Source organism: Gynuella sp., assembly GCF_050297175.1.
Lineage (GTDB): Bacteria > Pseudomonadota > Gammaproteobacteria > Pseudomonadales > Natronospirillaceae > Gynuella.
Map to the genome: position 1 here is coordinate 21,363 of NZ_JBNKSF010000036.1, position 17,267 is coordinate 38,629.

Below are 17,267 nucleotides of genomic sequence, written 5' to 3' on the forward strand. Positions count from 1 at the left end.
TTATCACCAATAGGCCCCTCTCATTCTGCCGCCAGAGACATGCTTATGCACAGATTTTTAGTCATTCTCTTTCCTTTGCTGTTAACAGCCTGCGGTTTCACTCTGGATAAACCCGTTGAAAGCCACCTACCCTCCCAAATGGCACTGGTGACTCAGCAAGCAGATGAATTCGAAAAGATTCTGCAGCAAACTTTCAAATATCAAGACACCGACTTGGTTAATGGCAATACAGATCTACCACTGGCTTTGGTCGTTAAAAAACAGCAGCAATATGACCGTTATGTCGGCAACAGCAGTATGGCCTTAACGGTAGAAATTACTGTTCAGGTCAATAATTCAGATGGCAAACTCATTGTCTTTCCTCAATCCTTTGTGAAAGAAGCGACTGTCCAGTTCAATGGCAATGACGACAAAAACAAACGACTGATGATTGATAGTCAGCGTACTCAGTTGTTTTCAGCAATTGCCAAAGACATTTATGATTTTCTGACCAGCCAAAATCTGGATAGTTACTGACCATGAAAATCAACCTCAATCAACTGACACAGCATCTTTCCGGTCATTTACAGCCATTTTATCTGATCAGCGGCGACGAGCCGCTCCTGGTACAGAATGCCAGCGATCAGATCAGGGAAAAAGCCAAAGCTTCCGGCTATAGCGAACGCGAACGATTTCAGGTGGAATCGGGTTTTGACTGGAATGAACTGTTTCAGTCGGCTAATGAAATGTCTTTGTTCTCAAGCCGTAAAACCATTGAAGTACGCATCCCGGGCAAACTGACGGACCCTGCCCGGAAAACACTGCTGGAACTGGCCGAACGTCCAAATGAAGATAACTTATTTATCGTGGTGACCGGTAAACTGGAAAGCAGTACCACCAAGTCAAAGTGGTTTCAGCAAATGGAAAAGCAGATTGGCTTCATTCAAATCTGGCCTCTCGAAAACAAAGACTTTGCCCCATGGATCAGACAGCAATTTGCCACACATGACCATACGATTGAACCGGAAGCGCTGGAAATTCTCGCCGACAGAGTGGATGGCAACCTGCTGGCTGCCCATCAGGAAATCGAGAAGCTGTTGTTATTGACGGAAAGCCCAGTAATCACTGCGGAGCTGGTTATCCAGGCAGTCGGTGACAGTTCCCGTTATGACGTATTTGATCTCACCAACGCCTGCCTCTCTGGCGAGTTACCCAGAGCGATTAAAATCCTGAACGGTCTGAAAGCCGAAGGTACAGAAGCCCCGATTATTTTATGGGCCTTAAGCCGGGAACTGCGAACCCTGAGCACAGTACTCACCCGACTGAATGCGGGGCAACCCAAGCGTCAGGTTTTCCAACAGAACGGCGTTTGGAAAAATCGCGAAGCAAGTTATGAAGCAGCGATGTCACGCTATTCCATAATGCTCATTAACAAATTACTCACCCAGGCCGGGCGGGTCGACAGCACGATCAAAGGATTGGAAAAATCCGATACCTGGATGGAACTCCATGCCCTGATTCTCGGCATGTGCCGGACAGATGCAAACGCCCGACTCATACCGGCTTTAATCTCATGAAACCTTTTTTAACCTTCGTATTGGTCGCAGGCACGCTATCTTCAGCACAGGTTCATGCAGCCACCTATGACGGTTCTCATTTGAGCCCAGTGCAACTTGGAGGCATTTATGGAGTCAGCTACGGTGGCGAGGAAATTGGCCCAAGTGTCACCGTCACCGGTAATGGACTGACCAACAAAATGTCCGTCAGAAGCGGCAATCTTCATTTCTGGATGGCACGAGTCGCCGTTAATATCAATCCTCGCGGCGGCATGATAATCGACCTGGGCCGACACTGGCACCACTACGATGAAAATGATGGAGATGTTCAGTTCAGCCGTTATCGCGTATCTGTCATACCATTTTATCGTGACCATCACTCATTGCGTTGGGGCATCGGTCCAACGTTTGATTTTGATACCAAATACCAGGCAGACCTGCCATCGGTTGGTTCGGTCCGTGAGTCCTTCGATCCAGCTTTTGGGATCGTTGCTGATTTGTCTTACGACCCCTTGGAAACATTTTATACCGCTGGCATTAAAGCCCAATGGATAAACTACCAAAGTAGCAAAGGAACCAATGTGTCTGGAAGCCATATCGCAGTATATATCGGTATAGAACTCGATTATTAACCGTGTATTACCAGAAAATGATTATGCTATTCTGGATCTGAAATGCCGGCAGCAACACCCAGTTTGTTGTCATGCACCTCATTCTTTAGACCGATCCTCCAACGAACCTGATGAAATAAGACGTTTAGAGACTGGACTGATCTCTGACAGCATCACACAATAGATCCGAACAACCCATTAATGTTTTTTTAATCTCTAAACAGCCATATAACCATATCCACACTGTGGTATTTGCAAAAGGGCACAATATGAAATGGTTTATACCCATTAGGCAGTCACATAATCCATCGATCAGGCTCTTCCTTTTTCCGTATGCGGGCGGCAATGCGCGAATCTTCAGTCAATGGAAACATTTGCTTCCGGCAGATATTGATATCGAGGTCAGCGCACTTCAAATGCCGGGTCGGGCGGAGCGTCTCAATGAAAAACCATTGGAGAGTATCGATGAGTTAATCGATATTCTGATCAGTGAATTACCTCTGCAGGACTCCACTCCCTATGCTTTCTTCGGCCACAGCCTAGGTGCCAGAATCGCTTATCAATTAACCCGAGAACTGAAACTGCGACGAAAAAAAATGCCCGAGCATCTGTTTGTCTCGGCGGTCAGATCTCCAAACCTGCCACGAAATCGGGACAACCTTCACCAACTTCCGGATGCAGAGTTTCTGGAAAAAATGGCAGAGCTTGGAGGAACGGATGAAGCTGCACTTCATAACAAAGAATTGATGGAGCTGTTGCTGCCTGCACTAAAAGCAGACTTTAAGATGATTGAAACCTGCCCTCCTGCCGATCCTGTGCCACTGGATATTCACGCATCCCTGTTATTTGGAAAATCGGACTTTCCCGACACCGAAGTGCAACACTTAAGCTGGCAGAAGCACTTTCATAAGACCCCGGAATGCCATGTGTTCGATGGCGGACACTTCTTCATTCATGACTATACCCGGGATATTGTCGACATCATTTATAAGCGCTTAAAACGGCATATGATGACTATGCCGATATAATCCACCGCTCATCTGGTGAGGCAGAAACTTTTTGCCTCACCATCATAAGATCGATAGACCTTAGTTTTCCACTGCACTCAAAACTTTTTCTACCTCAGCAGAATCATGATGAGGTTCCCTGCTTGTTGCATCTGCAGCGGTATTCCTGATCCGATTTCGCTGCCACTCTGTCCGCGGTGGATAGACAACATGGGTGGGTGCCTTGGCTTCCTCTTCGATGTGAGCCTGAAACACTTTATCATCGTCCTTACAAATAAACTGCATGACATGCCGGCCAGAGGCTGCTGCCCGAATCAGACCGCCCGTGGTGATCCAGACTCCGGAAAAATAGAAGTTTTTCAACCCGGGTATTCCCGGACCATTACGCTTCACCTCTTCCTCAAGTGTTTCGCCACCATCCACAAAAGGTTGCCAACCCAACACAGAACCATCGTAGTTCTTGGTATAGCGAACCTGTGTCATAGGAGTGGCAATATCACGTACCACAACAGAGTCTCTCAGCCCTGGAATATAGTCTTCCAGGAAATCTATCAGGTTATTCATAACCTGTTTCTTGGCGGACAAATAAGCTCTGCCACGCCGCAGTGGTAATGTATGAATCTCCTCACCATTTTTAGTCCGTGAGACCTGCTCGGTACCATCGGTCAACTCGCGCCAGGGTGCGATATCACAAAAATAGCTGACATACAGCATTGTCTGTCCTTCTGGTGCCAGCTCGGGATACAAGCCACTGCGCAGTTGCACATTGATACTCGCATGACGTATGCCGGGCAACTTCGCTGCAAGCTCTGGTGGCAACAAATAGGTCGTACAGTACTCCATGTCAGGCAGTTCCCGATCCAGCCCCAAAAACACAGTCAGATAACCCGGAAACACCATCTCCGGTTTTTTAATGGTCTCGGTATACAGTCGACGAAAGGTGTCACTCATATATTGACCCTTCAGCAATTTCATCAGCGTGTTATAGCCATCAGAAGCAGACACGATTATATCTGCACGATATTCTCGACCGTCACTCAGACGCACCCCGACAGCGGTGTCATTTTCGACCAGAATCTCCTCAACTTTGGCATTATAAGTGACTTGGCCACCCAATCGCTCATATCTACCGGCAATTGAGTTGGCGAGAGCCAGAGAGCCTCCCTGAGGTACCCCTGCCGAGTGCATTGCATGGGATGCTAACTGAAAATAAAATGGCAATACCGGAAAATTAGGGTGTTTTTCATAAAGAATGAAATTGAATGCCTGTTGCAGAACCGGGCTAGTGAACTTAGCCGAATAATCAACCATAAGCTCAGTAATGGTTTTACGGATCAAATTAAAGTATGGCACAAATGACGCCATCATTTTGGTGCGCTGCCAGAAGCTCATTAGCCCCACCGGTTGCAAAAACGGATAAACTTTCAGGCACCGAATGAACTTTCGCAAGCCATCGCAAAACTGCTTAATCATTTTTGTATCACTAGGCGATATATCAAGCAGATGCTGTTCCAGTTTATCCGGATCTGAGTAAAACCGGACTTCATCACCGTTAACAGTCGTGACAATGTTGAAAATTTCAGGATGCCGGATTTCCTTTCCATCCAGCCCCCCAATTTCCCGCCAAATCTGATACATTTCGTTGCCCGGTCCACTACCCAGCAGCCAACTGACGCACCAGTCAAACCAAAAATCCCCTTTTTCCCAGGCAGTACAACAACCACCGGGAATCTCATGCATTTCCAGAATATGAGCATCATAACCATTCATCTGCGCATAACAACCAGTCGAAAGTCCGCCCAGACCTCCTCCGATAATCAACATCGTTTTGCGCTCAGTTTGTGGCTCAGTGTGAGACGACATATCGTTTCTCCTTTATGCTGATTATGTGTTTGCAGTGATTGTTTCAAGTGCATCAGCACTGGTTTCTTGATCAGCCGTGGATACCGAACGTTCAAGGTGTAGTCCCCATTCATCCGGATGCCAGCCCCCCTGATAATTGCTAAACCCACTATCAAATGGTCGGTTCATGTTCTTACAGAGAAACTGAGCAACATAGCGGCCGGAAACAGCTGCCTTAATCAAACTCCCCCCGGCAACCCAATGCCCGGCCATATAAAAGTTTTTCAAACCGGGAAGCTGCATTTTGTCTTTATTGATCAAACGGTCCAGCAGGTTATCCGCCTCTTCTGATTTCCACCCCAGTATCGCTCCACCCGTGTTGCCGGTGTAACGTTTCATAGTGACCGGGGTGGCCACCTCTATCACATCAATGGTCTCATTAATGCCTGGATAATGTTTCTCCAGAAAACTGCGAATAAAGGTAATGATCTCTTCTTTGCGGCGACGATAATGAGGTTTATCCTCATTGCGCCAACGGTCCCATCGATCAAAATAGGTGAAATATGCCAGACGAATAACGGATCCTTCCTGCGGTGTAAAACCATCGGCCATCCGGCTGCGATGCTGCAACAGGATGCTACCCTGCATACATTCGGGTAGCAGCTCAGCTTCCTGTTCATTCAGAATATAAGTGGTACTGTGCGGTTCTCCTTCACCGACTTTTTTTCGACAACCAACAAATACCGTAATCAGTCCTGGATAAGTATTGCCCTCCTGCGGCAAAATATCGTGATACAGTTTATCCAGGGTTGGGGTCATATATTTTCCCTCCAACAAATGGAACAACGTCGTATGCCCATCAATCGTTGAAATAACCTTCGAAGCAGGTATCTCCCTGCCATTCTTCAACTTCACCCCAACAGCTCTCTGCTCATCGCCATCTTTTTCGAGCAATATACGATCTACTTTAATCTTGTAATCGATCTTTCCCCCCAGATCGAGATAGCGCCTGGCGATGGATTGCGATAATCCCAGAGACCCTCCTTCCGGAAAACCGGCATTACCGCTTCCAGCAGCAGCCATCGTGTACAGATATGGAATCAACGAAAAGTTACCATGGTCCTGCATCAATATCAGAGGAAAGGTTTTTTTCAGCAAAGGATGTGTTAGTTGATCGCAAAAATCATCCATCTGAGTACCACCGGTACGCCAGAACAACCCCAGTTGTGGCAGAATTTCGGCCGCCATAGACAACTTCTGTTTCCAGCCCATCAACGGGATTGGTGCCAGTGGAGGACACAGATCCAGCTTCTGAAAGCGCCGCATATAACGGCAGAAGTTTTTGATGAGTCGTTCATCCTCAGGGGAAATACTGAGCAGATGCTGCTCCAGACGATCAGGGTCGGTATAAAAGTTAACCGTCTGACCATCGGCATCGATAACCCGGTTAAACTGTTCAAATGTCTTTATCGACTTGCCATTCAAGGCACCCAATTCATGCCACACCTTATAGGGAGAACTGTTAGGGTCTGTACCATTTAGCCACTCAATGCAGTAGTCAAAGACATAACCTTCCCTGGTCCAGGCGGTACAACAGCCTCCCGGTAGGGTATGCCGCTCCAGTATCCGGGTTTGAAAACCGTTCATCTGCAGATAGCACCCAGCCGCAAGACCGGCCACACCCGCGCCAATAATCAGAATCTCGTTTGTACCGTTGGTGTCAGATGTTGTTTTGTTTGCAGTCGTCATACTTTTACACCTCCATCTCAGCAGAAACACCGGTAGCCACCGTCTCAATGTCGGATGAAATATCCGCCATTATCAAAGATGCGTTGGCCAGGATGTGGTCATCATCAAGCATGTCAGCATGCAAACCGGAACCCTGGTATAGGTTGACGGTTTCACCACAACCCGACCAGCTACCTTCCTGACCGGCTTCATAGAAAGCCAGTTTGGACTCATCAGCAAGAATCGTAATCACACTGTTCAGGTGACCATCATTGATAGTCTGACTACTGAATTCTATGTAATCCCTTGCCTGTAACAGGGTTTCAGCTTCGACTTTGGTTGACCCAGTATGCTTGTGTAGGTGTTCTTTAAGTTCCAATTCAAATTCCGCGATATGCTCATCTTTCAAAACAAACGTTTCGGCAATTCGATAAGAGTCGATAATGACTACATGACTGACTTCATCACCCCTCCGTTCCAGTTCTTTTGCCACTTCAAACGCCAGGTTTCCACCTAACGAATACCCCAGCAGCACATATGGACCTTGCGGTTGTTGCTGTTTGATCAAATCGGTATATCGCTCTATTTTCTGATCACCAGTCAGGTAATTAAATGCCAGCAAATGATAATCCGACATCACTTCGGCGAGGCGTCGATAAACCAAGCCATGGCCACCTGCCGGAGGGAAGCAAAAAACAGTATCTTGTTGTTGATCGTTGAAATGCAGATACGGACCCGCGCCGGTTTCCCGACCAATAATGATATGTTCAAGGGTTTTTGCCATACCATACAATGTTGATGTCTTGAACAACTGACTGACAGCCACTTCAACATTGAATTCATGTTGCAGCAGATAAATCAGTTCAATCAATTTAATGGAACTTCCGCCCAGCACAAAGAAATCCTGCTCAACTCCAACCTGTTCCAGATTGAGCAGGGTTTTCCAATGATGCGCCATGCGTACTTCATATAAGGTATGCGGGGGCTCAACAATGGTATTTTCTATGACCGGTTCCGGCAAAGCATTGATATCCACCTTACCATTTGGAGAAAGCGGCAACTGGTCGACTTCCACAAACCATGCAGGAATCATATATGTAGGAAGAACCTCACCCAGATGTTGACGTAATTGTCGTGCATCAACAGACTGATCACGGTTATCGTTATCTGGATAATCGTTGTTCGCTACCCAATAAGCGCATAACTGGGTTTCTTCACTGGCATCTTTACGAACAGTCACAATTGCCTGTGCCACGTCCGGGTGCATTTTCAACTGGGTTTCTATTTCTCCCACCTCAATTCTGTGTCCACGAACCTTCACCTGATTATCAGCGCGTCCCAATAACTGCAGACAACCCTGACGGTCCCATTTTGCCAGGTCGCCAGTGCGGTAATAGGTTCTGCTGTGTCCACTTAAATTCAGTTTTACGAACCGTTGCGCAGTCATCTCTGGCGCACCCAGATACCCCTGCGCCACGCCTTCGCCACCGATCCACAGCTCACCGGGAACACCAACCGGTAATGGTTGCTGATGTGCATCCAAGACATATATTTCACTATTAGCAAAAGGATGCCCCACCGGTACCATCTGCCCGGATTCCAATTGAGAGGTATCGCCTTCAAACACAGCGCTGTCGATAGTGGCTTCGGTGAGACCGTAGGAGTTGACTACCCGGTTGGTACAGAGTGCTTTCAGTTTCTGAATTTCCTCGACTTTCCAGACGTCAGATCCCACCATCAACAACTGGATAAAATCCAATCGTTTTTCTTCGCGTTCACAATACTGCATCAACCCGCGTGCAACGGCTGGCACACATTCCATGCAATCAACCCGTTCCTGCTTCAAGGTTTGATAGAGACGGACAGTGTTAAACAACAGGTCACGTCCGATGAGTACCAGAGATCCTCCAGAGCACAATGCCCTTAACCAGTCACCGGCAAAAACATCAAAGGAGAAACTGGCCATTTGCGCATGAACCCGGACCGCATCGGATAACCGATAGTATTCATGCCAACCTTGATAAACTGCCGCCAGGTTACCATGACTGACCTGTACCGCCTTCGGCTTACCCGTAGAGCCTGAGGTAAAGATAACGTAGGCGGTGTCTGTAGCATTTATATTGGTATCAGGTTTGTCTGATGACCATTTTATTAACTGTGGATCATCTGAAGTAAGCACTTGCCCCTGCCATTGTTCAAAGCGCGGCAGCAGATGGGTGCTGGTCAGAACCATACGGGCTTTCGCATGATCCAGCATGTAGATGACACGATCTTCCGGATAATCCGGATCTATCGGCAAATAAGCCGCCCCGGTTTTCAAGATAGCCAACAAGGAAATCAACATATCAGGCGATTTCATCAGGCTCAATGCCACCACATCACCACGACCAATTCCGATAGCCTGAAGATTGACTGCCAGTCTGTCCGACTCTCTGACCAGTTCTGCATAACTGATTTCCCTTCGCTGATCAGCATCTGGAATGCCTTCCTGCTCAGGCATTATCACTGCAGGTGCGTTTTTATCCCGATACTGATCAACCAATTCCGTGACTAACATTTCAGCCGGGGATTTATGCTCCGCCCCGCTCCAATCAGTCAATAGTTGCTGCTGTTCATCCGCTGACAACATAGGCAGCTCGTTGATAGCTAACTCTGGAGTTTCCAGCATGGCTTCCAGCAAATTAATAAAATGACCGGCAAAGCGCTGTACTGTTTCAGCCAGAAACAGGTCGGTGTTGTACTTGAATACACAATGAAAACGACCTTCTGCTTCATCCTCATATGCGGACAATGTCAAATCAAACTGACCTTCTTCTTCGGGCAGTTCAATGTAATCCAGCCGATATCCATATTGTTCAGTAGCCACTTTATGGGCCAGCAGAATAAACATTGCCTGGAAAACTGCCGAACGACTTGGATCATGTTTAAGACCGAGTTTATCCACCAGCATCACAAACGGGTATTCCTGGTTATCCAATCCATTCAACACTGTATCCTGGACCTGACTGAGCAGCTGTAGCGTATTTGGGTTGTTGCTCAGATCGACGTGCAATGGCAAAGGATTAACAAAGTAACCATACAAACTGTTGAACTCTGGTTCCGTTCTGCCCATAACCGGACTACCCACGATAATGTTCTGCTGACCACTGTAACGATGCAGTAAGGCATAGTAAGTCGACAGCAGCACCATAAATACAGTCACGCCCTGTTTCTGGGCCAACTGATGCAAACGAGCAGTCATATCTTTTTCAATGATGAAAAATTCTGAAGCACCGTTATTTGTTTGTACGGCTGGACGAGGCTTATCAATCGGTAAATTCAGAACCGGAATTTCAACAGGCAAATGTTCCAGCCAATAGTTTTGCATTTTCTGCGCCCGATCACTGACCAGAAAACGATTCTGCCAGTTTACGTAATCCAGATAACGGGCTTTGGCCGGTGGCAATACAACGTTTTCTCCGTTACGCATACCCTCGTACACAGCCAGCAGCTCTTCGATAAACGTAAACGTTGAAATCGCATCGGAAATAATATGATGCACGGCTTTCATCATTACCCAGCGATCATCTGCCAAGCGATACAGACGAAACCGCATCAACGGATCACAAGCCAGATCATAAGGTTTACGGTACTCCGCGATAATATGGTTATACACCTCCTCCCAAGGGGTACCTTCCATATCTATCAAACCGATATCCTCTTTCGGTTCATCACTGATGAATTGCATGGCACGGCCGTCTTTCTGAGCAAAATTGGCACGTAACATAGGATGTCTGCGAATCATCGTGCGAACGGCATCAAACATTTGATCCGGTTGCAACTCAGCGCGAATTTCCACCGCACCGCCAATATTGTAAGCAAAACCATCTGGGTTCAGATGCTTCAAAAACCACAATGCGGTCTGATTGCATGACAGCGGGAATTCGCTTTCGTTGGAGTAAATTTCAACATCACTGGTTTCGGTTTGATCACCATCCTGTCCCAATTGTGAAACCAGGTCACCTTCAACCTGTGCAATCAGGTCTTCCACTTGCGTTCCGGACAGAAGCGTGACTACCGGAAGAGAAACTTTAATATCCCGCTGGATCCGGGCCCGCATTTCGATTGCCAACAATGAGTCGAGTCCCAGATCATTCAGGTTACTGGTCATGGATATGCCAGCAGCCTTGATTCGTAATACATCACTGACCACGAAAATGAAGTGTTCTTCCAGCAGAGTCTGACGGTCATCCTCACCAGCCCGACGATAACGCTCCAGAAAGCTACCATTATCTTCATCGCCGGCAGCCTGTTGTTGTGCGCTGGCGAGCTCTGCAATGATGGGCGGCATTTCCTGATACCAGGCATTAAACAGCGGCCAGTCAACCACGGTGTTGATCATCAACTGTGGAACATCCTGGCCCAGTGCCCGCTCAACAATGTCCATACCGGCTTCCGGTGCCAGAGAGTTCATTCCTCGGCTGTTGCGATAGTGATCAATCAGTCCAAGATCTTCTATCATGCCTGTTGCCCATGGCCCCCAGTCGAGCGCCAGACCCGGCAAACCTTGAGAACGACGATAATGAGCAAGTGCATCCAGAAAAGCGTTACCTGCCGCATAGTTGGTCTGCCCTGCCGTCGTCAGCAAAGAAGCCACCGATGCGAACATGACAAAATGATCCAATGGTTGATCGTGTAAATACTGATGTAACAGATAGGACCCCACAACCTTGGGATCATAAGCGGCGTTATAGTCTTCGGGAGTCATTTCTGCCAAAAGTGTGTCTCGGACCTGTCCGGCCAAATGAAAAACACCACGGATTGGTGGTAACTGCCGGCGACGGAAATCCTGCAGCCAGGCACTCAGACTCTCCTCATAACTGACATCCACAGCGGCAGTAATAACATCAACGCCTTTCGCTTCCAGTGTACGAACAAAGGCAATGTGCTTCGATAAAGGATGATCGGCTGTCAGCTCCGCCCATTCAGAACGTTCTGGTAATGCTGTACGTCCCATCAGGATCAAACGCCTGGCGCCACGGTCTACCAGGGTATGACACAGCAGTTTTCCCAATGCTCCAAACGCACCTGTCACCAGATAACAACCATCCGGTCTCAGTTGTAGCGGTAATGGCCGGCCAAGGTTTTCAGCAGCTCTAAGCCTACAGGTATAACGTTGATCCCGCCGCCAGGCCACCTCGCCTTCATATACACCAGAACCCGATTGACTGAAAGCCGGCCAACGATCTGCCCGTAGCTCTGTCAGAATGTGGTCTGCCGCTGCGGCACACTGCTCTTCACCGCCTCCGCACTGCCAGTCAACATCCAGCAACGAACCACGGTTGCTAATCAGTTCCTGATACCATAGCACCCGGCCAACGCCCCATGCGGCTGCAGCCAGCGGATTAGGTCCTTCACCTGGCAACACTGCCTGACCTCTGGCAGTAACGATCAGCAATCGCGCCTGTATCTGACTGGACAACAAAGCCTGTGCCATGGCAATCAAAGGATAGGTGGCATAACTGTTCTGCGACGCCAACGTCTCCGGACTACAGGTATCAAGCACTGGAACACTGAGTTGGCGCAGATCCAAAATACCGTCACATTCAGGCAAATCACTGTCTTTCAGCACACTAAAAAATCTCTGCCAGTCTTCCCGGCTGGCCGTATCAAATAACGCCTGGGCCTGGTTGGCATCAAATACAAAGCCCGGATCATGATCAATCATACAGAATGGTTGTTGCATATTCCGTAATCGGGATACACACTCTATTACCAGTGGATGACTGCGATCCCCGACCACCAGGACAATTCCTGTTGACGCTGTCAACGGCTCCGACATGACCTCTTCAGGAATATCTTTGTTGATCCAATGTACTTCCGTTAACCAGCTATCAATAGTGCTCAGCGCGGCCTGACTGGGAACGGCATCTACGTTACCTGCTCTAAACCCTTCCATTCTGGCCAGGCACTGGCCATTTTGATCGTATACATAAATATCAGAAATTATTTCGTCTGTGGTTCGGGCTGTTACTTTGCTGTAGGCCCACAACGGCTGTATACCGACTTCCTGGCTTTCAAAAAGCGTGAGGGATAACGGCAGACGCATGGCAGGTTCAGAACCATTTTGAAAATGCTGAATTTCTGTGGTCAGTACGGTTTGAAAACAGGCATCCAACAAAGTTGGATGAAAGTGATATGAGTGCTGTTCCATCTGCTGACCATCCAGCCGCGGAAGCAGTTGTGCCAACGCTTCATTATCACCAACCCAGACTTTATCGATGGGCTGAAAAACCGGACCATAGTGATACCCCATTTCTGCCAATGTGGCATAACAGGCATTTCCGGAAAGCTTCAACTGACAGCGTTCTCGAATATCGTCCAGCTCAATCGTTTGTGGCCACTGAGGTAACGGGGATACCTGTAAGTACCCCGTCGCATGTGTAGCGCTGTCGCTGGATGCAGAATTCTGCGGCAGAGTGGCAATACTGAAACGGGCCGTATCACTGTTGAGCAAAAACTGAACGGGTTTGACGTCAGCATCCGGCAAATAAAGTGCTTTCTTTAACTGCAGATCCCGAACCGTACCATTAGCTTTACCTGTAAGCGCTTTAATAGCCTGCATGGCCATTTCAAGAAAACCGGCTGCAGGAAACAGTACATTCCCTTGAATACGGTGATCACCCAGGTAAGGTTGCTGTTCAATATCCAGGATCGTTTCAAATCCCGGCTCTGCTGTTGCCAATCTTCTGCCCAACAAAGGGTGATGAGTTTGACCGAGACGAATTTGAGCAACTGCAGGAGATTCAACCCAATAACGATCCTGTTTCCAGGGATAAGTTGGCAGTGTGACCCAGCGACCTTCGGGAAACATCGCCTGCCAGTCAACCGGATAACCAAGATTATGCAGCATTGCCAACGCCTGCATGAAGCGCTGTCCTTCATCTTCCAGTCGGCGGATGGAGAACAAGATATCCACCGGAATCTGCAATACACTCATACAATCTTTAATAGAATGTCCTAACACCGGATGTGGGCCGATTTCGAGAAACAGGCGATAGCCATCTTTGGCCAGATGTGTAATCGCATCTTTGAATCGCACGCTGTAACGCACATTTTCCCACCAGTATGCGGCATCCAGTTCCGGTCCTTTTGCAATTCCCGGGCGGGCCGTCAGGTAAACGGGTATTTGTGCCGGTTGAGGTTGAATATCTGCCAGTGAGGCAAATAACTCCTCTTCGATCAATTCCATCTTGGCACTGTGATAAGGCACATTAACTGCCAGAAACTTGGCAAAAATCTTACTCTCATGAAGTTCGTCAGCTAACAGCTTCAACGGCTCTTCATCACCTGCTAGCGTGATTGCGGTGGGGCTGTTAATTGCCGCAATCGAAATGCGTTCACCATAAGGGGCTATACGGTCCAGCGCCTCTTCTTCCGTTAAACTGACGGCCAGCATGGTGCCATGACCATCAAGCAAATATTGCAGACGACTTCGCTCGACAATAACTTTAACAGCATCTTCCAGAGAATAGACGCCCGCTTCGTAGAACGCCGCTGCTTCACCGGCACTGTGGCCAACAATCGCTTCCGGCGTTACTCCCCAGGATCGCCAGAGTGCAGCTAAAGCAACCTGTAAAGCAAAGTTAGCAGGCTGAGCCAACCACGTATCGGCCATATTCGATTCTTCTTCACTTGCATTCAGCTGCTCGATCAACGACCAGTCTGTATACTGACTCATCAACTCATCACAACGCTCGATCATGTTCCGATAGACGGGCTCTGATTGGAACAGCTGACGCCCCATTGCCCACCACTGCGGCCCCATCCCGGTAAAAACCCAAACCAGCCGACGATGCTGTTCAGGAATAGGGCTACCCACAACAGCGTTTACATTATTTTGGCCGTCAATATAACTGTCCATTGTGGCAAGCAGGTCTTCACTACTCTCGTAGGCAAACGTAACACGCTTGGGCAATAACTCACGCCGGGTCGCCAGTGTATGACCCGCGTGATACAAAAAAGTCTGAGGATCATCGGAGGCCAGTACGGCATCGCGCATTTTGGCGACCACGCGAGTCAAATCCGCTTCGTCGTCGGCACTCAGAGGCAGTAATGCCCGTGCCGGAAAAGTTATATTCTTGTCCGCCTGAAGTTGAACAGGCGACTCTTCCAACAGTAGATGAGCATTAGTACCGCCAAAACCAAAGGAGTTTACTCCTGCTCGAGCCGGCCCTTCATGTTCCGGCCAGGCAACCGATTCAGAAGGAATTTCGAATGGCTGATCATCAAGATTCAAAGCCGGGTTCACCGTTTTCAGATTGATGTGAGGTGGGATTGTTTTGTGTTTTAGCGCTAAGACTGTTTTGATTAATCCTGCCATACCGGCAGCAGCTTCTGTATGACCAATATTGGTTTTGACAGAACCAATGTAACACTGGTCCTGCGGTCGTCGATTTGTCGCCAGCACCCGCCCTAAGGTATTGGCTTCAATCGGATCCCCGACGGGGGTAGAAGTACCGTGGGCTTCAATGTACTGCAGGGAACCGGGATTAATACCTGCGTCATCACATACTGTGCGAATCAAACGTTCCTGCGCTTCACCACTGGGTACGGTAATACCGTTGGTCCGTCCATCCTGATTAACTCCAGAACCAATGATGACAGCATGGATTGGATCGCCATCACGCAATGCATCCTTCAACCTTTTTAGCGCCACCACACCCACACCTTCTGAACGAACGTAGCCATTAGCATCTGCATCATACGTTCTCGAAAGCCCTTCTGGAGATAGAAACCCGCCTTTGGATTCAGTGATCGTGTATTGCGGTGTCATATGCAGTAACACACCGCCTGACAATGCAACATCACTTTCACCACTCAGCAGACTCTGACAAGCCAGATGGGTGGTTACCAAAGAAGAGCTGCACGCCGTATCGACGGACATACTCGGCCCATGAAAGTCAAAACAATAGGAAATTCGGTTCGACAGAATAGTCATCATGGTACCGGTCGCAGTATGTGCAGCCAGACCGTTAAAACTCAGATCGGCAAACTGAACGATCTTATAATCCAGAGTAAATCCACCAATGAAGACCCCCACTTTTTGGCCACTTAGCTGTCGAGGTTTGAGTCCGCCATCTTCCAAAGCCTCCCAGGCCACTTCCAACAGCTTTCGTTGCTGAGGATCCATATATTCCGCTTCGCGTGGACCTATACCAAAAAACGCTGGGTCGAATTCATCAAAACCATCAATGTAACCACCGCGCCCACCGGTTAACCGCCCAGGCTTCGACTTGTCATGACTGTAAAGGTGTTCTGCGTTGTAACGATTGCTGGGTGTCGCTTCAAGACAATCTTTACCTGCTATCAGGTTCTGCCAGAAACTCTGGTAATCATTAGCATGACCGGGAAAGCGACATCCAATTCCAACAATTGCAATTTTATTATCCAAAGACATGTTCGACCTCTTATTAAATTCCTTGAGAGATCTCCGAAAAATGATTCTTAAGCCCTGAACATCGTCCACTTCGCTCGAAGGTAGTAACTTCTCAGCACTCCAACTGATTCAGCTAATTTCCTGAGAGCTATTCCGACGGCGAATTTCCAGGCAGCACCACCTGATCAGCATCAGAACTTACATCATTTTTTTAGAGACTCATTAATTGTGTAGTTATCAGAGATAAAAATTGCCCTAGCCAACATTACCGGCATAAAACAACACCCCCACAAATGGAGATATAAAACTGTGCAACAGAATTTTTGGCAGGCAGACGAAATGGCGCAGAGACGATGGTCTCTACGAACCGAATACTTCGCATTACTTAAAATGTAATGGAACGTCTAATCAAATATGAGCAAGAGCCCCGTATGGACTGCCACGAATGGACCTAAAGAATTTTATGGAAATACGGGTCAATACGATTTTCGCAAGAAAAACAACACAGTATTTCCCCGAATGTAAAACCACATTTAAATTCAGCAACTTATTTAAAGATTGAAATAAATAGACAAAAGCCGGTGAACTTAATAACGAATAAGAATCACAGTGATGAAGAGTCAAATCCAGACTTTCAGTTTTTGACATCCTATTATCATGAGAAATTCTGCTATAACGGGATAAAAAGAAATACAAAGAAAGACAGTTAAATAAAAAAAATACAGCACTTAATAAAAAATAAAAAATTCCATCAACTCGTACATTTGAATGAGACCTTACAAAGTGACTACAACGAACCCACCCTATTACACCTGACATATCGAATTCGAATACGGAATTTTTTTGTCTAGTTTCCTGACAAAAATTCATAGTGACGCTTTCCTACAACTCATTTTGAGTATTATTTATAAGTTGGAAAAATTCACACTAGCGAATCACCCCAACCACCAAGAAAAAGCAAATACAGCCAACATCATATTTTGCCAAGCAAGAAAGTTAATTAAACAACTTTCCGGCTTACTGTTTACTGCACAACCACTACAGATCACCATCAAGATAACAAAGCAATTGATCTATCGCAATAAGAATATAATTCAGAATTATGACAATCCTAAGAACACATATA

General features: G+C 47.5%; 7 protein-coding genes. 4 read left to right on the plus strand and 3 right to left on the minus strand.

The genetic code is table 11. The annotated features are described in order from the left end of the window. Positions 1–45 precede the first annotated feature (45 nt). The 4 genes from ACQY6I_RS15595 to ACQY6I_RS15610 all read left to right on the plus strand — a co-directional run bounded on the left by ACQY6I_RS15595 (position 46) and on the right by ACQY6I_RS15610 (position 3,174). Positions 46–516: a hypothetical protein gene (locus tag ACQY6I_RS15595; protein ID WP_428242424.1), complete on the plus strand. Its 471-nt coding sequence runs from the start codon at positions 46–48 to the stop codon at positions 514–516. 2 nt (positions 517–518) lie between these two features. Beyond that, on the plus strand, positions 519–1,556 hold the full coding sequence (gene holA / locus ACQY6I_RS15600) for a DNA polymerase III subunit delta (RefSeq protein WP_428242425.1): 1,038 nt from the start codon (positions 519–521) through the stop codon (positions 1,554–1,556). Beyond that, positions 1,553–2,167, plus strand: coding sequence for a hypothetical protein (locus ACQY6I_RS15605; protein ID WP_428242426.1), 615 nt, complete (start codon positions 1,553–1,555; stop codon positions 2,165–2,167). Before holA ends, ACQY6I_RS15605 begins: the two co-directional genes overlap by 4 nt. Before the next feature lie 248 nt (positions 2,168–2,415). After that, positions 2,416–3,174 carry a thioesterase II family protein gene (locus tag ACQY6I_RS15610; RefSeq protein ID WP_428242427.1) on the plus strand — a complete coding sequence of 253 codons (759 nt, stop codon included), beginning with the start codon at positions 2,416–2,418 and terminating at the stop codon, positions 3,172–3,174. A gap of 60 nt (positions 3,175–3,234) precedes the next feature. Here the strand turns inward: ACQY6I_RS15610 and ACQY6I_RS15615 are convergent, their stop codons facing one another. From ACQY6I_RS15615 to ACQY6I_RS15625, 3 genes are read right to left on the minus strand one after another with little or no spacing between them, the layout of a single operon-like run. Further along, positions 3,235–5,016 (minus strand): phytoene desaturase family protein, encoded by a 1,782-nt coding sequence (locus ACQY6I_RS15615; RefSeq protein WP_428242428.1) that lies wholly within the window; start codon positions 5,014–5,016, stop codon positions 3,235–3,237. 21 nt (positions 5,017–5,037) lie between these two features. Continuing rightward, entirely contained in the window at positions 5,038–6,744 is a 1,707-nt protein-coding gene (locus ACQY6I_RS15620; protein WP_428242429.1) for a phytoene desaturase family protein, read from the minus strand. A 4-nt stretch (positions 6,745–6,748) separates the two neighbouring features. Next, positions 6,749–16,162, minus strand: coding sequence for an amino acid adenylation domain-containing protein (locus ACQY6I_RS15625; protein WP_428242430.1), 9,414 nt, complete (start codon positions 16,160–16,162; stop codon positions 6,749–6,751). Between the last annotated feature and the right edge of the window lie 1,105 nt (positions 16,163–17,267).

Bases quoted from the DNA above. Each gene is read 5' to 3' on its own strand.
- ACQY6I_RS15595 (WP_428242424.1), top strand. From the start codon at position 46: ATGCACAGATTTTTAGTCATTCTCTTTCCTTTGCTGTTAACAGCCTGC.
- holA (WP_428242425.1), top strand. From the start codon at position 519: ATGAAAATCAACCTCAATCAACTGACACAGCATCTTTCCGGTCATTTA.
- ACQY6I_RS15605 (WP_428242426.1), top strand. From the start codon at position 1,553: ATGAAACCTTTTTTAACCTTCGTATTGGTCGCAGGCACGCTATCTTCA.
- ACQY6I_RS15610 (WP_428242427.1), top strand. From the start codon at position 2,416: ATGAAATGGTTTATACCCATTAGGCAGTCACATAATCCATCGATCAGG.
- ACQY6I_RS15615 (WP_428242428.1), bottom strand. From the start codon at position 5,016: ATGTCGTCTCACACTGAGCCACAAACTGAGCGCAAAACGATGTTGATT.
- ACQY6I_RS15620 (WP_428242429.1), bottom strand. From the start codon at position 6,744: ATGACGACTGCAAACAAAACAACATCTGACACCAACGGTACAAACGAG.
- ACQY6I_RS15625 (WP_428242430.1), bottom strand. From the start codon at position 16,162: ATGTCTTTGGATAATAAAATTGCAATTGTTGGAATTGGATGTCGCTTT.